Below are 16,186 nucleotides of genomic sequence, written 5' to 3'. Positions count from 1 at the left end.
AATGCGGGGGCGCCGCCGCGACGCCGAGCATGGCGAGACAAGCGAAGCGCCCTATAGCAATAGACAAGCCCGGCGGCGGTGCAATCCAGCGCTCGATGCTGACGTTCAGGACGTCCGGGCTTGTCGGCGTGCCGCATTTGCCTCCGCATATTGCAGCAACCGGTCCAGATCATCGCGCGCGATGTCAAAGGTCTCGCCCATTTGCGCCAGAGCTTCGTCAATGTCCGCGGCACTGAAGGGCTGAGCTGAGCCAATAGGGAGTTTGTTCAGCTCGGTTCGTGCTGCACGATGGGGATAGGAGCGGCGCGAGAGGGCATGGAATGCCACCCCGAGCGCAACCAAGGCCAGCGAATTCAACCCGACGGGGATCAACGGGAACAGAGAGCCCCATTTGGCGACAGCCGAGCCGCCAAGTGCGGCAGTCAGCGCAACCGCGCCGCCGGGAGGATGAAGCGACCGTGTGACCGACATGACGGCGATCGCAAGCGCCACCGCGAGCGCAGCGGCGAGGGTGATGTCGGGAACAGCCCAAGCCACACAGAGACCGACACAGGCGGAGATGACGTTGCCACCAATGACGGGCCAGGGCTGGGCAAGAGGGCTCGTCGGAACGGCGAAAATCAAGACCGCTGAGGCACCAATCGGTGCAACAACCAATGGAGAAGGCGCCGGGAAGAGCAGGCCGGCTGCGGCGGTCAACGCGATGGCGACGAATGCGCCCGCACAGGCGATCAGACGTTCCGAGATCGTAGCGCCGGCGAGAATGGGACTGAAGAGTTTCACGCTGCCCGCGCTGGTCCGATCGGTCGGGAGCGCTGCTTGTAATATGAGCATTGCGCGCAGATCAACGGCAATTATTATATTTCACGTCATTGTACGTTAATTGACGGCGGGGCTGGAAGCAGCGAGGCGAGACCCAGGCGCCAGAAGTCTTGCCCGGTTCTTCCTGCACTGTTGATCAGTTCCGCTGCCGGGTAGAGAAATGAGGCTTCGCCGTGGCGTCGGGATTCGCTTCGCATGCTGACCGAACTCGACATTGTCCTGAAATTGCTCTGCGGTGCGCTTGCCGGCGTCGCTGTCGGTTGGCAGCGGACGCTGAGGCACAAGAGGCGCCGGCATCCGCACCTTCGGCCTTGTCGGAGTTGGCGCGGCGGCCGCAGCGGCCATCTTCAGGGGTGAACTTTACGGGGCGCCTCACCCCGATGCCGCTAGCCGCGTCGTGCAAGGCGTCCTGACCGGCATCGGTTTCCTGGGAGCGGGCGTCATCATTCGGCGCGAGAATGACCGCGCGCCGCATGGGCTGACGACAGCGGCGGCCGTCTGGGTGACGGCGGCGCTTGGCTCCGCAGCCGGGCTTGGTCAATGGCTGGTGGCGCTCACGGGCACCGCCATCGCGCTCGCCCTGCTCGTCATCGACCATTCGATCGAGCGTTGGGCGCAGGGACGGCTACCGAAGGACGATCAATCCTCGAATGGAGATGGCTCTCGCTCCAAGGCAGGGACCGAGTCCGGAGATTCTTCGGGGCCTTGATCGGCGGGGAGCTCCACCGCTCCTTTTCGCGTGGCGCCACCGGCGCTCAGGCTATCGACCGGGTCTTGAGCTCCACTCTCGGAATGCCGGAGCCCGTGGAGGGCCGGCCGCGGTCTTTCGGCGATGGAATAACAGCTGTCTGCACTGGCCGTGGCTGCTGCAAATCGCTCGTCGCCGAGGCGGGCGGAGTTTTCGCGTGGCCAATCTGCCCTGTTCATGGCTGCCGAGGTCCTGGCAAATCCCATCAGGCTTGAGGATTCTGCCGAAACAAGTCGCAATCGTCGCCATTGTTCCCGGCACCGCCATAATGCGGACGGCGAACCTTCGCGGCTTCGACGCGTTGATACCGAACAAGGAGTTCGTGATGTCCGCGACGACCACCGATTGGCTCACCTCACCGGGCGTGCCGCAGCCGCCATTTCCGCCGCCGGAGGCCCCGCCCCTGACGCCGGCAGAAGTGCCGCCGGCTCCGCCGGTCGAATCGCCGCCAGAGGAGGAGCCGGTCGGCGTTCCGCGTGATCCGCCGCCGGAGCTGCCGCCGAATGTGCCGCCGGAGAGGCCTCCGGCGACACCGTTCGATCTGCCGCCCGACAGAGAGCCGCCTAAGCCTGTCGAATAGGCCTCAGAGCGCCGGCGTGTTGCCCTCGCCGAGATCCCAGTAGAGACCCGCCATCATGCCGAGACCCTCGCGCGCGATAGCGACGGGCAGGTGCTCGTCGGGAGCATGCTGGGAGCAGCCGGGATAGGAATGCGGTACCCAGATGGTGCGCAGGCCCAGGATTTCCGAGAAGATGTCGTTTGGCAGCGAGCCGCCGAGATTGGGCAGCAGCGCCGGCTTCTTCTCGGTGGTCGTGGCGATTGAGGCGAGCGCCCAGTGCACCCAGGCGTCTTCGGGATCGAGACGGGTGGCGTTGAAGATCTCGTCACGCGCAAGCGTGACCTCGACCATGCCGAAGCCGTGGCGCTTGAGGTGACGGCGAAGCGCCGGCAGCACCTCCTGAGGATCGATGCCGACCACGAAGCGGAGCTGGCAGCGGGCCCAGGCGCTCGGGGGCACGGCGTTCACGGGAGTTTCCGGCACGCCGGACTTCATCGCCAGCACGTCGAAGGAGCACCAGCCGAACACCTGTTCGGCGGGCGAGAGGCCGGGCTCGCCCCATTCCGGATCGATCACCGGGCCGTCCGGGCCGCCATCGACCTCGCAATCGGCGAGCGCCTTGCGCACCGGCTCGGGCAGCTCCTTTGGCACCCATTCATGGATGCGGATCTGGCCGGTCGGGGAGGCGATCGAAGCGATGACATGGGCCAGCTGGATGGCGGGATCGGAGAGGATGCCACCCCAGTTGCCGGAATGGTGACCGCCTTCGCGGGCATTGATGGTGAGATCGAAGGTGACCCCGCCGCGCGAGCCGAGGAAGACTGTCGGGCGCTCGGCATTGAGGCGCGGCCCGTCCGAACCGATCAGAATATCGGATTTGAACAGCTCCTTCTGTTCGGTGCAGAGTTCGCGCAGGCCGGGCGAACCGCATTCCTCGCCCATCTCGATCAGATATTTGGCGTTGAAACCGAGCTTGCCGCGGGTTTCGAGGACGGCACGCAGGGCGTTGATGTTGATGACGTGCTGGCCCTTGTTGTCGACGACGCCACGGCCATACCAACGGTCGCCGCGCTGGGTCAGCGTCCAGGGCGAGAGGCCTTCGCTCCACTGCTTGTCGAGGCCGCGGATCACGTCGCCATGGCCATAGCCGAAGATCGTCGGCAGGCTCGAGTCCTCGATGCGCTCGGCGAACAGGAACGGGCCCTTGGCGCGCGGATGGTTCAGCGTCTTGCAGGTGAAGCCGAGCGATTCCAGCAGCGGCTGCATTTCCGTCTCGAGATACTTGCTCAGAACCGGAGCACGCTCGGGATTCTGGCTCTCGGTCGGCATTGCCACGAGGCGCGCAAGGTCGCTCTTGAACTTGCCGCTGTCGAAATAGTCATATGCATGCGCAATCGCCTTGGCGCGGGTCATGGTCGTCTCCTTGGATGTCAGGATGCAGTCGCGCCTGAGGCGGCGGATTCGTAGAGATGGCAGGCGACCAGCCCGCTCTCGTCCTGGCGCAGCTGGGGCGTCACCGTCACGCATTGCGCCATTTTCGCTGGGCAGCGTGGATGGAAGGAGCAGCCGGGCGGCGGGTTGAGCGGGTCGGGAAAAGCGAGGCCGAGACCGGTTTCCGGGATGCCCTTGCCCGGCTCCGGCGTCAGCACCGAGGCGAGCAGCGCCTTGGTGTAGGGATGGCGCGGTGCCTTGAAGAGGGTCGCGGTGTCGGTCAGTTCGACGACTCGGCCGAGATACATCACGGCGACGCGGGTCGCGATATGCTCCACCACCACGAGATTATGGCTGATGAAAACATAGGTCAGGCCAAGCTCGCTACGCAGGTCGTTGAGCAGGTTGAGGATCTGTGACTGCACGGAGACGTCGAGCGCCGAGGTCGGCTCGTCACAGACCACCATCTCGGGGTTGAGGATCAGCGCACGTGCGATGGCGACGCGCTGGCGCTGGCCGCCCGAGAGTTCGCGCGGATACCGGTCCGCGAAGCGCCTGGGAAGGCCGACCTTCTCGAGGATCTCGATGGCGCGCTTGCGCCGCTCGGCCGCTGTGCCAAGGCCCTGCACCGCGAGCGGCAGCGCGACGATCGAGGCAATCGTGCGGCGCGGGTTGAGCGAGGAATACGGGTCCTGGAAAACCGGCTGCACCCGCCTGGCCATGCCGAGCCGCCCGAGCTTGCCGACATTCTCACCGGAGAGCGCGATCTCGCCGCTCGACGGCGGCAGCAGGCCGAGCAGCATGCGCGCCAGCGTGGACTTACCGCAGCCGGATTCGCCGACGATGCCGAGCACTTCTCCCTTGGCAATCGCCAGCGATACGCCGTTGACCGCGTGCAGCGTGCGCTTGCCCTTGAACAGGCCCTGGCTGACCGAGAAGGAACGGGTCAGCTCGCGGGCCTCGAGCAGGATCTCGGATTGCGCGAGGTTGGGAGTCGAGAGAGCGCCGCTCATGCCGCGTCCTCCAGGATGCAGCGCCAGCTCTGGCCGTCAGGCCGGTGGCGCAAGGGTGGGGTTTGCGCACAGGAGGGCTGTGCATGCTTGCAGCGATCGCGGAAGCTGCAGCCTCTGATCTCGCCGACGAGCGAGGGAACGACACCGGGGATGACGCCGAGCTTGCCGCCCGGCTCGGTCCGTCCGGGGACGGGGATGCAGTCGATCAGTCCCTGGGTGTAGGGGTGGCGCGGCTGGCGGAAGATTGCTTCCGTCGGGCCTTCCTCGACGATCTGCCCGGCATACATCACGCCGACCCAGTCGGCGATGCGCGCAACGATGCCGAGGTCGTGCGTGATCAGCACCATGGCGATCCCGAACTCTTGCTGGAGCTCGGCAAGCAGCCTCAGGATCTGCGCCTGGATGGTGACGTCGAGCGCGGTGGTCGGTTCGTCGGCGATCAGCAGTTCCGGGCCGCACATCAGCGCCATGGCGATCATCACGCGCTGGCGCAGGCCGCCCGAGAGCTGGTGCGGATATTGCCCGAGACGCTGCGCGGCGTTGGCGATGCCGACCTTGTCGAGCAGATGGGTGGCGCGCTCGCGTGCCTCCGTCTCGCTCGCCTTCTTGTGCAGGCGATAGGCCTCGGTCATCTGGTCGCCGATGGTGTAGGCCGGATTGAGGGCTGTCATCGGTTCCTGGAAGATCATTGCCATGCGGTTGCCACGCAGGCTGTTAATGCGCTTGGCGCCAGCCCTGGCGAGGTCTTCGCCGGCAAAGCCGAGCTTGCGTGCGCTGCGCTTCGCGGCCTTCGGCAGCAGGTCCATGATCGCAAGCGAGGTCATCGACTTGCCGCAGCCGGACTCGCCGACGAGGCAGAGTGTCTTGCCGCGCTCGACCTTGAAGGAGAGATCGCGGACCGCATGGAGCGGGCCGCGCGGGGTGGCGATGTCGACGGTGAGACCGTCGACATCCAGAATCACGGTGTTGTCGGAGGTCTGCATCAGGTGCGACCCTCCGGCGAGATCACGTCGCGCAGGCCGTCACCGGCGAGGTTGATCGCGAAGATGAGCACGGCGAGCGCCGTGCCTGGTAGGGCGATGAGCCAGAACGAGAAGAACATGTAGGCCTTGGCTTCGGAGATCATCAGACCCCAGGAGGGCAGGGGCGGCTGCACGCCGAGCCCGAGGAAGGAGAGCGCCGCTTCGAGCAGGATGGCGCTTGCTGCTTCCAGCGTGGCGACGACGATGAGATGCGGCGCAATGTTGGGCAGCACTTCGCCGAGGATGATGCGCGTGGTCGAGGCGCCGGCGGCCTGGGCGGCGGCGACATAGTCGAGCGAGCGGACCTGCTGGGTTGCGCTGCGCATGACGACCGCGAACCGGTCCCATTTCAGCAGGCCGAGCACCAGGATGACGATCCAGAGCGAGGAGCCGACGATGGCGACGACTGCGAGCGCGACCAGGATCACTGGCATCGACAGGCGCGTCGTCACCAGGAACGTCATCAGCATGTCGATCCGGCCGCCGAAATAACCGGCGAGCAGGCCCATCGTCGTGCCGATCAGGCCCGAGATGATGACCACGCTGATGCCGATCAGCAGCGAGATCCGGGCGCCGTAGAGCAGGCGCGAGAGATAGTCGCGCCCGAGCGGGTCGGTTCCGAGCGGGTGGGCCCAGTTGCCCTTCTCGTACCAGAACGGCGGCACATTGCGGGCCGTCAGGTTCTGCAGATAGGGATCATGCGGCGCCAGAACCGGCGCGAGCAGTGCGATTGCGATGAAGAGCAGCAGCAGGCCGACGCCGAAGACGAAGGCCTTCTGGCCGAGCATGCGGCGCAGCAGCTTGCGGGTTTCGGAAAGCTCGGGCGCGTCGGGAGCGGAGAGTGCGGTTTCGCTCATGATCAAGCCACCCTGATGCGCGGATCGAGCCAGGCATTGGCGATATCGGCCGCAAGCGTAAGCAGGACGTAGACGACCGAGAGCAGCAGGACGACGACCTGCATGACCGGGAAATCCTTGTAGGTGATGCTCTGGTAGGCGAGGTAGCCGAGCCCATCGAGAGCGAAGATCGTTTCGATCACCACCGAGCCGCCGAGCAGGAAGCCAAGCTGAACGGCGGCGAGCGCCACCACGGGAACGACCGCGTTACGCAGCGCGTGCTTGAAGACGACCTTTCCGGGGGGCAGCCCCTTGGCGCGGGCGGTGCGGATGTAATCGGCGGAGAGCACTTCGATCATCCCGGCGCGGATCAACCGCATGAAGGCCGGCGCTGCGTAGTAGCCGAGCGCCACGGTCGGCATGACATAGTGCAGCCAGCTATCGGAGCCGGAAACCGGCAGCCAGCGCAAGGTGATCGAGAACAGCATCACCAGGATCAGCGCGAAGAAGAAGTTCGGCATCGCTTGGCCGACGACGGCGATGCCCAGGGCAACGCGATCGATCCAGCTATTGGCGTAGATCGCCGCGAGCACGCCGAGCGGAATCGAGATCAGCAGCGCGAAGGCGAGCGATGTCAGGCCGAGGATCAGCGTTACCGGGAGCTTGGCCATCACCAGCGAGGCGACGTCCGTCTTGAAATAGATCGACGTGCCGAGATCGCCGGAGAGCGTCCGCCAGAGCCAGTCGAGATACTGGACGACAATCGGCCGATTCAGCCCGTAGGTCTCGCGGATCAGGTCGATATCGGCCTGCTGCGCGCCCTCGCCGGCGATCGCGACCGCGACATCGCCTGACAGGCGCAACAGGAAGAAGGCAATGGCCGAGACGGCAAGCGCAACGAGCAACGCCAGGCCCAGCCGTTTGAGAATGAAGCCTAACACGGGGTGCTTCCAATGATGTTCATGGGGAATGGAATCCCTGGTCATCCCGGCCCGAGCGCACCGGCAAGCCGGGATCCACATCTGAACCCCCATCCGTGACGCTCTGGCATGGATTCCGGATCGGCGCGATCAGCACCGATCCGGGGAGACGCTTGGCTCGATCGGAGCGGAGAGCGTGCTACTTCCAGCTCATCTCCCAGAAGCGGACGAGCTCGTCCGGATAGGCCTTGAAGAGCAGGTCCTTGTTCGCGACGTAATAGACCGGCAGCGAATAGAGCGGCGCGGCATAGGCCTTGTCGGCGATGATCTTCAGCGCCTCCTTATAAGCCTCCTTCCGGACCTCCGGCGCGACCGAGTTGTTGCCCTTGTTCAGCAGGTCGCGGACCTGCGGATCACGGGTGATGTCCTCGCTGCGGAAGGCGAAATAGTTCGGCGTGTTGGCCGAGACGTCATTGACCGAGAACGAGCCCCAGGTCTGGTGCGTCAGCATCGCCTTGTTTGTGGCGATCAGCTCGCGCATCGCGGCGTATTGCAGGAAGCGCAGGTTGGTCTTGATGCCGACGGCCTGGAGATAGCCGATCAGCGCTTCGGTCTGATTGCGCTCGCGATAGGCGACGATATCGAGCGTGAGGTCCTTGACGCCAGCCTCGGCGAGCAGCGCCTTGGCCTTGGCGGGGTCGTAGGGATAGCGCGCGGCGCCCTCGTCCGTGCAGCCGAACTGCGAGGGGAAGCAGATCGTATTGATGACGCGTGAGCCGTCGCCGACGATGTTCTTGACCATCGCCTCGCGATCGATGGCGTGGATAATCGCCTTGCGGACGCGCTCATCCTTGAGCGCCGGGGAGGGCGTATTCTCGAGGATGTTCATCTGCATGAAGACGATGCGCATCGTCTCGCCGGAGACGACCTGCAGCATCGGCACGGTCTTGAGTTGGTCGGCCTGATCCTTGGGCACGTGCATGATCAGGTCGCCACCGCCCGACAGCATCTCGGCCATCTGGGTCTGGCGGTCGGGGATGAAGCGGATTTCGATCTTGCCGACCTTGGCCTGCGCCTTGGGCGAATCCTTGAAGTAGTCCTTGTTGGTCTCAAGGGTGATCGACTTGCCGGGGACGTAGTTCGTGACCTTGTAGGGGCCCGAGCCGACCGGCTTCTCGTTCTGCCCCTTGGGGCCGACCTTCTCGTAATACTCGTTCGGATGGATCACCACCGGACCGGCGAGATACTCGATTGCAGCCGGGAAGATCTCCTTGGTGGTCAGGCGGACCTTGTACTTGTCGAGCTTCTCGGCCTTCTCGATCCAGTTGACGTTGCCCTGGGTGACGACCTTGCTCTCGGGCTTGGCGACGAAATTCAGGGTGTAGACCACGTCATCGGCGTCGAACTCCTCGCCGTTGTGGAACTTCACGCCTTCGCGCAGCTCGAACTCGATCGTCTTGTCGTCGATCTGCTTCCAGCTCTTGGCGAGCTGGCCCTTGTATTCGTTGGTGACCGGGTCGCGATAGACCAGCGTGTCCCAGACATTGGCGCCGATGATCACGCCGATACGGACGTTGTTGAAGAAGGGGTCGACGTTCTCAGGTGCCTGATCATAGGCGAAGCGGACGGTGTTGGCGGCCTTCTGGGCGAATGCCGGCGTGGCTGCTCCCGCTGCGGCCAGAGTCGTCGAAGCCAGGGCCAACGCGATGGCCTTCGTGACAAATCTCATACTTCTTCCCCTCGCAGCGTTATCGCTCGTCTTGGTGTAGCCACGTGTGGCAACGGTGATCCGTCGCTCTGTACGCAGTTTGAAATCTGCCTAAGGAAAGCGCTTGCCGCCATAAGAATGAATAGAAGGGATCGTTGCCGAACCGGCAAAGCATCGCTAAAGCCCGATCATGCAAACTCCGGCCTTGCGATATTTCCTGGCAGTGGCGCGAACAGGGTCTGTCAGCGCCGCGGCACAGCGGCTGCGCGTTGCCGGCTCAGCCGTCAGCCGACAGATCGCCAATCTGGAAAAGGAACTCGGCGCCGGCCTGTTCGAGCGGCGCTCGCACGGCATGATCCTCACCCAGGCCGGCCAGACGCTTGCCGCCTATGCCCAGCGCCTGGAGCTCGAGAGCGAGCAGATCGTCAACGAAATCCGCGAGTTGCGCAGCGCCAGCAAGGGCCTGATCCGCCTCGGCGTCACCGAGGGCTTTGCCGTCAGCTTCATCCCCGAAGTCATTTACAACTTCCGGAGGCACCATCCCAATGTTGCTTTCGATCTCAAGGTGATATCGCCCCAGGTCGTGACCGAGCATATTCGCACCGGGTCGATCGATATCGGCCTGACCTTCGTGCTGCAGCCGGAGCGCGGGGTGACGATCAACTGGCAATGTGCGGCCCAGACCTATGCCTTTGTCGCGCCGCATCATCCGCTGGCGAGCAAGGCGCCGATCCATATCGAGGACATTTTCGCCCATCCGATCGGGGTGCTCGATGGCGAGGCGACGGTGCGCAGGATCGTCGATATCTATTTCTCGGCACGGGGCCTGACCGTCGACCCGGTTCTGGTCACGACCAATGTCGCGAGCCTCAGACATCTCTGCAAGCTTGGTGGCGCAGTGATGTTCGCCAGCAGCATCTCCTTCGGCGCCTCGGTCCGCGATGGCTCGGTCGTCGCGCTGCCGCTCAGGGATGGCGAGTTGCCGCCGCGCAGCCTGCAAGTGCAGACCATGTCGGGCCGCGTGCTGCCGCGGCTGGTGACGAACTTCATCACCCTGTTGATCGGGGAACTGCAAGCCGCCGATGCCGTGGCTGCAGCGGCGACGCCGCGCACCGTGCAGGCGGCCATGCCTGCTCAAACAAGGGAAGCCGAGGGAGCATGACGAAGCCGACCGGAAGAGGCGTGGCGCTGTCGGAGATCATGATCCCGCACCCACACCAACTTGTCGCGCGCGATGCGATCCTTGCCGCCCGGGCGGCCGGCAAGCCGGGCTTCCTGCTCGGCGATCTGACCGGACTCGGTAAGACGCTTTCGGCCTGGCTCGCCGTTGCCGCGATGCCGGAGGACGAGGTGCTGGTGATCTGCCCCAAGGGCGCGATCCCGCAATGGCGGCGCACCATCGCGCATTCCGGCCTGCCGCCGAAGAAGATCACGCTGATGAATTTCGAGCGGACGAAGTCGTTGCTTGCAGCCCCCACCGACAGCAAGAAGCGCTCGACGCGGGCGAAGAACAACGAGCTCGCCAAACTCGGAACGCCGAAGCGGATCTGGCCGATCGTCGTGATCGACGAGGCCCATCGCATCCGCAATCCGAACTCCCAGCAAGGCTTGGTCTGCCGTCAGATGGCTGCGGCGGCCCGCTTCGCGATTTACATGAGTGCGACCGCGGGCCAGTCGCCGCACGAGCTCTCCTATCTCGGATCTCTGCTGGCCCAGGCAGCCGGTGCTCCGAGCGCCGATCTCGACGGTTTTCGCGTGCTGATGAAGCGCCTGAAGATCGGGAGGGCCAAGGGGCGCTGGAAGAACTGGAGCTGGGAGTCGAACGAGGCCGACCGGAAGCTCATGTCGGACCTGCTGTACAGGGGCGAGAACGCCATCGGGCTGCGCCGGCGGCCGGAAGAGATCGCCGGCTGGCCAGAGGTGCAGCGCGAACTGGCGCCGATTGCGCTCGATGCGTCGGCACGTCGGCTCTACGACGCCACATGGCGCGAGTTCCGGCGCGAGCTGGGCCTTGCCGGTGGTTCGACCCGCAAGCCGGCGGGCTGGGCCGCCGATCTGCGGTTCCGCCAGAAGGCGAGCCTGCTGCGTATTCCAGGCACGGCCGATTTCGTCGAGGATCTGCTCGGCAATGACGAACAGGTCGCGATTTCCGTCGCCTTTCTCGAGACGAGCGGCATGCTGACAGAGACGCTGCGTGGGCGCGGCTGGAAGGTCGGCGAGATCAATGGCGAGCATAGCGGGCAGGCCAATGAAGAGACGCGGCTTGCCTTCCAGACCGGGGCGCTCGACGTCGTCGTCTTTACGGTGACCGAGTCGATCTCCCTGCATCGCGGCGAGATGGCCGGGGGCGAGCGCGAGCGGTCGCTGGTCGTCCACGATATGCGGCACAGCGCGATCCAGCTGCAGCAGATCGAAGGCCGCTGCCATCGCGACGGTCAGCACGCCACGATCTTCTACGCCTATGCCGAGGATACGGTCGAGGAAACGGTCGCCGCCACGGTCATCATCCGCATGGCGGCGATGGACGGAATGGCTGGCGACGACACGCAGATGCTGGATGCGATCGCGACCCTCGTCGAGGAGCGTGCCGCAGCCTGAGTGCTCCGCACCCGGGCGTCACTGCTTGATGCTGCCCAGCAGGGAGTTGGTCAGGCCGACAAGGCCCAGCCATATCTCGCGGGTATAGGCGCCCTGATGAACGACCGCGTCAAAGCCGATGGCGATGACGGCGATGATCAATAGAATCCGGAACATGTGATCCCTCCTGGCCGCACCCTTGGTGAGAACGCGGATGAGATCGGCCTGTTCCGCAGCGCAGCACGGTCCGCCGCCACTGAGGACAGTCTATAGGCCGGTTGACCTCTGCGTTGCGGCGGTGTCCCTTCGCGTTGCATCGGAGGGCGGTAAGGAAGCGGCATGTTCGAGGATCTGCAGGGCAAGCGCGTGCTGGTGACCGGCGCGTCTTCAGGGCTCGGCGAGTATTTCGCCCGGCTTCTCGCGGCGCGAGGTGCGCATGTAGTCGCCGCCGCGCGCCGCCTCGACCGGCTGTCCGAGTTGGCTCGTTCCTGCGCTGGATTGCCGGGCAAGGTGACGCCGCTCGCGCTCGATATCGGATCGGTCGCCGCGGTCGAGACCGGCATTTCGGAAGCGCACGCTGCAATGGGTGGCCTCGATCTGCTGGTCAATAATGCCGGCGTTGCCGATCCCGAGCGCGCGCTGAGCCTGACCGAGGCGCAGTGGGACGCGCATCTCGACATCAATCTGAAGGGCTGTTTTTTTGCCGCGCAAGCGGCGGCGCGTTTCATGGCCGCGCAGGACAGCGGCGGGGCCATCGTCAATATCGCCTCGATTCTCGGCGAGCGCGTGGCGCTCAGCGTCGCGCCCTATGCGATTTCGAAGGCGGGACTGGTCCAGATGACCAAGGCGCTGGCGCTAGAATGGGCGCGCCACAGGATCAGGGTGAACGCGCTGGCGCCGGGCTATGTCGTCACCGATCTCAATCGCGCCTTCTTCGAGACCGATGAGGGCAAGGCCCTGATCAGGCGCATTCCGATGCGCCGCGCCGCCGACCTCGCCGATCTCGACGGCCCGTTCCTGCTGCTCTGCTCGGACGCAGCCCGCTTCATGACCGGCTCGGTCGTTGCCGTCGATGGCGGCCATCTGGTCAGCGGGCTGTAGCGCCCTCAGCCTGGCGGCAGCAGGTCCCGCAACCGCAGCAGCGCGATCTTCTCCACCTGGACCAGCGCGGTCAGGAATTCCTGCTCCGGCGTGCTCTTCAGGCGCTCTTCGAAGGCGGCCACGATCTCGTTCTTGGTGAGCCCCTTGACTGCGATGATGAAGGGTATGCCGAAGCGAGCCTTGTAGGCTTCGTTCAACGCGGTGAAGCGCGCGCGCTCGTCGCTGGACAACCGGTCAAGGCCTGCCGAGGCCTGTTCGATCGTGGATTCCGGAGTGAGTTCCTTGGCGGCCGCGAGCTTCCCGGCGAGGTCGGGATGGGCGAGGAGGAGTGCGCGCTGCTGGTCGCGCGAACCGGAGCGCATCGCCTTCGCCATGGCCGTGTGCAGGCCTTCCGCACTGTCCTCACGGGGCGAGAGACCGGCGTCATACGTTGCTTCGGCTATCCAGGGCGAGTGTTCCCAGACCCGGCCAAAAACCTCGGCGAAAAGGGCCTTCGGGAGCTCTGATGGCTGGTAGCCGCCGGCCGGCGGATGCTGCCGGATCCAGCGACGGGCGATATCGAGCCGGGTTGCGACCCAGACGCGATCATGGCTGCGGACATAATCGAGGAAACGGGCCAGCGCCGCGGCGCGCCCCGGGCGGCCCACGAGCCGGCAATGCAGCCCGATCGACATCATCTTCGGCGCCTCGTCTCCCTCCGCATAGAGGGTGTCGAAGGAATCCTTGAGATAGGTGAAGAATTGCTCGCCGGTGTTGAAGCCCTGCGGCGTGGCGAAGCGCATGTCGTTGGCGTCGAGCGTATAGGGCACCGTGAGCTGCGGGCCCTTCGGTCCCGTGATCCAGTAGGGCAGTTCGTCAGCGTAGGCGTCGGCGGTGTAGAGAAAGCCGCCTTCCTCCATCATCAGCGGCGTCGTGTTCTCGGAAGAACGCCCCTGGTAGAAGCCGAGAGGTCTCTCGCCGGTGAGCTCGCGCTGGACGCGGATCGCCTCATGGATATCGGCGCGCTCCTGCTCGGCGGGGAGGCTGCGATAATCGATCCATTTCAGCCCATGGGTGGCGATTTCCCAGCCTGCCTCCTTCATCGATGTGACGATCTCGGGATAACGGGCCAGCGCACTCGCAACGGCGAACACCGTCACCGGCAGGTGGCGTTCGGTGAACATGCGCCAGAGTCGCCAGTAGCCAGCACGCGAGCCGTATTCGTAGATCGACTCCATGTTCATGTGGCGCTGACCGGGCCAGGGGGCGGCTCCGACGATCTCGGAGAGAAAGGCCTCCGAGGCCGCATCGCCATGCAGGATGCAGTTCTCGCCGCCTTCCTCGTAATTGATCACGAACTGCACGGCGATGCGGGCATTGCCCGGCCAATGCGGATGCGGGGCATTGCGGCCATAGCCGACGAGGTCGCGGGGGTAGGTCTGGTCGCTCATGGCTGATGCTCGCGAGGGTGGTTCTGACTTGGCGGGGCGCGCCAGGATTGGGTCCGGGCGGCGATGTCTAGGCTTCTGCGTTGCATCGGCTTTCCCGAAAACCGCAACCTGCTTTTCGGGCCGATGCCTCAACTGCCGCGATAGGTCGAATAGCTCCAGGGCGAGGCCAGGAGCGGGACATGGTAGTGGCCGTCCGCGTCGGCGATGCCAAAGCGGATCGGCACGATGTCGAGGAAGGCCGGCTCGGGCATGGCGGTGCCGAGCGAACGAAAATAGGCGCCGAGCGCGAAGGTGAGTTCGTAGGTGCCGGGCTGGACGGCCTCTCCGGTGAGCAAGGGCTGGTCGGTGCGTCCATCGGCATTGGTCGTGGTCTCGACGATGCGCTCGCGCTTGCCGTCGGATGACAGGCGATCGAGAGCGAGCGTCAGTCCTGCGGCCGGCCTGCCATTGACCGTGTCGAGCACATGCGTCGAGAGACGTCCCATCCCAATTCAATCCCTTGAAAACGTGCCGGCCGAACCGCTGATGCTGTGTGCTGTTCGTGGCGAAGCTTGCGTTCAGAAAAAGGCCAACCCTAGTCTGGACGCATCATGAAGGTTCCATCCCGGATTCGGCCCTGTCAATCAATTGCGCGCCCTGCGCTAGAGGGGCTTCCCCATGCTTGACGCCTATCTGCTGGAATGGGGCGGCATGCTGCTGCGCTGGCTGCATGTGATCACGGCGATCGCCTGGATCGGTGCATCCTTCTTCTTCATCCATCTCGACGCGTCCCTGCGGCCCGAGGCCGACATCCCAGTAGGTGAGGGCGAGCGCGCCTGGCAGGTGCATGGCGGCGGCTTCTACGAGATGCGCAAATATCTGGTCGCCCCGCCGCGCATGCCGGAAGAGCTGACCTGGCATAAGTGGCAGAGCTACTGGACCTGGATCTCGGGCTTCTTCCTGCTGGTCTGGGTCTATTACGCTCAGTCGGAGCTCTATCTGATCGACCCGGCGGTCATGGCGCTATCGCCCTTCGCTGCCGGCGCGATCGGCATCGCCGCGCTGGCCCTGGGCTGGCTGTTCTATGACTGGCTCTGCAAGTCGCCGCTGGGCAGGAACGAGGTCGTGCTCGGGCTGCTCGGCTTCGGCTACGTCATCGCCGCATCCTACGCCTTCAGCCAGGTCTTCTCAGGGCGTGGCGCGCTGATCCATACCGGTGCGTTGATGGCGACGATCATGACCGCCAATGTCTTCTTCATCATCATGCCGAACCAGCGGAAGGTCATCGCCGCCCTGACGGCAGGCGAGAAGCCCGACCCGCGGCTCGGCAAGCAGGCCAAGCAACGCTCGACGCACAACAATTACATCACCCTGCCGGTGCTGTTCCTGATGCTGTCGAACCACTACCCCGTCACATATGCAAATTCGGCGATCATCCCGGCCCTGGTGGCGCTGATCATCATCGCGGGCGCGCTGATCCGGCATTTCTACAATGTCCGCCACGCCGACCACGCGAAATCGCCGTGGTGGACCTGGGCCGTTGCGCTGGTTGCGCTCTGGCTCGCCTTCTGGCTGGCGATGGCATCGTCACCCGGCGGGCGCGAACGGCTTGGCCTGAAGGCGATCGAGCCAGCCAGATCGGTACTTCTGGCGGGGATGAGCTTGCCGCCCGCCGAGGTGGCGAACATCGTGACGGGACGCTGTGCCATGTGCCACGCGCCGGAGCCATCCTGGCCCGGTATTCAGACCGCGCCCAAGGGGATCTGGCTGCATGAGCCGGAGCGGATCGCCGTTCAGGCCCGCGCGATCCGGACGCAGGCGGTGATGACCCATGCGATGCCGCCCAATAATCTGACCGGCATGACGGAGGCAGAGCGGCGTACGCTCGGAGCGTGGCTCGCCGCGCAGCGCTGAAGCGCCGGACTTTCCAAAGCGTTCAGCCTGTTTTCGACCGGGGCACGAAAATGTGAACCCATTCAGTTTCGGTTCACGTGCGCCTTGCCAAGGTCAGCAATACTGACTGGGCTGGAAGAAGGTTCC

General features: G+C 64.8%; 16 protein-coding genes. 6 read left to right on the top strand and 10 right to left on the bottom strand.

Annotation, left to right across the window (positions count from 1 at the left end; genetic code table 11):
• Positions 1 to 105: 105 nt before the first annotated feature.
• Positions 106 to 783, bottom strand: a complete 678-nt coding sequence (locus AB4099_RS01140) for an HPP family protein (protein ID WP_441476738.1) — start codon at positions 781 to 783, stop codon at positions 106 to 108.
• A gap of 334 nt (positions 784 to 1,117) precedes the next feature.
• On the opposite strand from AB4099_RS01140, the gene AB4099_RS01135 reads away from it, so the two are divergent.
• A complete protein-coding gene (locus AB4099_RS01135; protein WP_441477650.1) occupies positions 1,118 to 1,531 on the top strand; it encodes an MgtC/SapB family protein in 414 nt (137 codons plus the stop codon).
• A gap of 364 nt (positions 1,532 to 1,895) precedes the next feature.
• Positions 1,896 to 2,150, top strand: a complete 255-nt coding sequence (locus tag AB4099_RS01130) for a hypothetical protein (RefSeq protein ID WP_162768073.1) — start codon at positions 1,896 to 1,898, stop codon at positions 2,148 to 2,150.
• A 3-nt stretch (positions 2,151 to 2,153) separates the two neighbouring features.
• Here the strand turns inward: AB4099_RS01130 and AB4099_RS01125 are convergent, their stop codons facing one another.
• From AB4099_RS01125 to AB4099_RS01100, 6 genes are all read right to left on the bottom strand, one after another.
• Positions 2,154 to 3,542 (bottom strand): M20 family metallopeptidase, encoded by a 1,389-nt coding sequence (locus AB4099_RS01125; RefSeq protein ID WP_441476737.1) that lies wholly within the window; start codon positions 3,540 to 3,542, stop codon positions 2,154 to 2,156.
• Positions 3,543 to 3,559: 17 nt separating this feature from the next.
• A complete protein-coding gene (locus AB4099_RS01120; protein WP_441476736.1) occupies positions 3,560 to 4,573 on the bottom strand; it encodes an ABC transporter ATP-binding protein in 1,014 nt (337 codons plus the stop codon).
• Positions 4,570 to 5,556, bottom strand: a complete 987-nt coding sequence (locus tag AB4099_RS01115) for an ABC transporter ATP-binding protein (RefSeq protein ID WP_441476735.1) — start codon at positions 5,554 to 5,556, stop codon at positions 4,570 to 4,572. The genes AB4099_RS01120 and AB4099_RS01115 overlap by 4 nt, the downstream gene beginning before the upstream one ends.
• On the bottom strand, positions 5,556 to 6,452 hold the full coding sequence (locus AB4099_RS01110) for an ABC transporter permease (protein WP_113513620.1): 897 nt from the start codon (positions 6,450 to 6,452) through the stop codon (positions 5,556 to 5,558). Before AB4099_RS01110 ends, AB4099_RS01115 begins: the two co-directional genes overlap by 1 nt.
• A gap of 2 nt (positions 6,453 to 6,454) precedes the next feature.
• Positions 6,455 to 7,372 (bottom strand): ABC transporter permease, encoded by a 918-nt coding sequence (locus AB4099_RS01105; RefSeq protein WP_441476734.1) that lies wholly within the window; start codon positions 7,370 to 7,372, stop codon positions 6,455 to 6,457.
• A gap of 178 nt (positions 7,373 to 7,550) precedes the next feature.
• A complete protein-coding gene (locus AB4099_RS01100; RefSeq protein ID WP_441476733.1) occupies positions 7,551 to 9,080 on the bottom strand; it encodes an ABC transporter substrate-binding protein in 1,530 nt (509 codons plus the stop codon).
• Positions 9,081 to 9,249: 169 nt separating this feature from the next.
• Between AB4099_RS01100 and AB4099_RS01095 the strand changes: the two genes are divergently transcribed.
• Positions 9,250 to 10,221, top strand: a complete 972-nt coding sequence (locus AB4099_RS01095) for a LysR family transcriptional regulator (RefSeq protein WP_441476732.1) — start codon at positions 9,250 to 9,252, stop codon at positions 10,219 to 10,221.
• Positions 10,218 to 11,657 (top strand): SNF2-related protein, encoded by a 1,440-nt coding sequence (locus tag AB4099_RS01090; RefSeq protein WP_441476731.1) that lies wholly within the window; start codon positions 10,218 to 10,220, stop codon positions 11,655 to 11,657. Before AB4099_RS01095 ends, AB4099_RS01090 begins: the two co-directional genes overlap by 4 nt.
• Positions 11,658 to 11,675: 18 nt before the next feature.
• On the opposite strand, the gene AB4099_RS01085 is transcribed toward AB4099_RS01090, so the two are convergent.
• Positions 11,676 to 11,813: a hypothetical protein gene (locus AB4099_RS01085; RefSeq protein WP_162768072.1), complete on the bottom strand. Its 138-nt coding sequence runs from the start codon at positions 11,811 to 11,813 to the stop codon at positions 11,676 to 11,678.
• 162 nt (positions 11,814 to 11,975) lie between these two features.
• On the opposite strand from AB4099_RS01085, the gene AB4099_RS01080 reads away from it, so the two are divergent.
• Positions 11,976 to 12,737, top strand: coding sequence for an SDR family NAD(P)-dependent oxidoreductase (locus AB4099_RS01080; protein ID WP_441476730.1), 762 nt, complete (start codon positions 11,976 to 11,978; stop codon positions 12,735 to 12,737).
• 5 nt (positions 12,738 to 12,742) lie between these two features.
• Here the strand turns inward: AB4099_RS01080 and puuE are convergent, their stop codons facing one another.
• Positions 12,743 to 14,167, bottom strand: a complete 1,425-nt coding sequence (puuE, locus tag AB4099_RS01075; RefSeq protein ID WP_441476729.1) for an allantoinase PuuE — start codon at positions 14,165 to 14,167, stop codon at positions 12,743 to 12,745.
• Between the two features lie 128 nt (positions 14,168 to 14,295).
• Positions 14,296 to 14,652 carry a hydroxyisourate hydrolase gene (gene uraH, locus AB4099_RS01070; protein ID WP_113513606.1) on the bottom strand — a complete coding sequence of 119 codons (357 nt, stop codon included), beginning with the start codon at positions 14,650 to 14,652 and terminating at the stop codon, positions 14,296 to 14,298.
• Positions 14,653 to 14,824: 172 nt separating this feature from the next.
• On the opposite strand from uraH, the gene AB4099_RS01065 reads away from it, so the two are divergent.
• The gene (locus AB4099_RS01065) at positions 14,825 to 16,060 is read left to right on the top strand and encodes a urate hydroxylase PuuD (RefSeq protein WP_441476728.1); all 1,236 of its coding nucleotides are present in this window, start codon (positions 14,825 to 14,827) and stop codon (positions 16,058 to 16,060) included.
• Positions 16,061 to 16,186: the final 126 nt, after the last annotated feature.

Origin of the sequence: Allobosea sp. 2KB_26, from assembly GCF_052115715.1 — a bacterium.
Taxonomy (GTDB): domain Bacteria; phylum Pseudomonadota; class Alphaproteobacteria; order Rhizobiales; family Beijerinckiaceae; genus Allobosea.
Note: the sequence above shows the minus strand (reverse complement) of the source record. Positions and strands in the feature narration are given on the sequence as shown.

What these genes read in the sequence shown, in the direction of transcription:
- AB4099_RS01115 (WP_441476735.1), bottom strand. Translation starts at nt 5,556, where the DNA reads ATGCAGACCTCCGACAACACCGTGATTCTGGATGTCGACGGTCTCACC.
- AB4099_RS01085 (WP_162768072.1), bottom strand. Translation starts at nt 11,813, where the DNA reads ATGTTCCGGATTCTATTGATCATCGCCGTCATCGCCATCGGCTTTGAC.
- puuE (WP_441476729.1), bottom strand. Translation starts at nt 14,167, where the DNA reads ATGAGCGACCAGACCTACCCCCGCGACCTCGTCGGCTATGGCCGCAAT.
- uraH (WP_113513606.1), bottom strand. Translation starts at nt 14,652, where the DNA reads ATGGGACGTCTCTCGACGCATGTGCTCGACACGGTCAATGGCAGGCCG.
- AB4099_RS01125 (WP_441476737.1), bottom strand. Translation starts at nt 3,542, where the DNA reads ATGACCCGCGCCAAGGCGATTGCGCATGCATATGACTATTTCGACAGC.
- AB4099_RS01090 (WP_441476731.1), top strand. Translation starts at nt 10,218, where the DNA reads ATGACGAAGCCGACCGGAAGAGGCGTGGCGCTGTCGGAGATCATGATC.
- AB4099_RS01095 (WP_441476732.1), top strand. Translation starts at nt 9,250, where the DNA reads ATGCAAACTCCGGCCTTGCGATATTTCCTGGCAGTGGCGCGAACAGGG.
- AB4099_RS01080 (WP_441476730.1), top strand. Translation starts at nt 11,976, where the DNA reads ATGTTCGAGGATCTGCAGGGCAAGCGCGTGCTGGTGACCGGCGCGTCT.
- AB4099_RS01065 (WP_441476728.1), top strand. Translation starts at nt 14,825, where the DNA reads ATGCTTGACGCCTATCTGCTGGAATGGGGCGGCATGCTGCTGCGCTGG.
- AB4099_RS01120 (WP_441476736.1), bottom strand. Translation starts at nt 4,573, where the DNA reads ATGAGCGGCGCTCTCTCGACTCCCAACCTCGCGCAATCCGAGATCCTG.
- AB4099_RS01100 (WP_441476733.1), bottom strand. Translation starts at nt 9,080, where the DNA reads ATGAGATTTGTCACGAAGGCCATCGCGTTGGCCCTGGCTTCGACGACT.
- AB4099_RS01130 (WP_162768073.1), top strand. Translation starts at nt 1,896, where the DNA reads ATGTCCGCGACGACCACCGATTGGCTCACCTCACCGGGCGTGCCGCAG.
- AB4099_RS01110 (WP_113513620.1), bottom strand. Translation starts at nt 6,452, where the DNA reads ATGAGCGAAACCGCACTCTCCGCTCCCGACGCGCCCGAGCTTTCCGAA.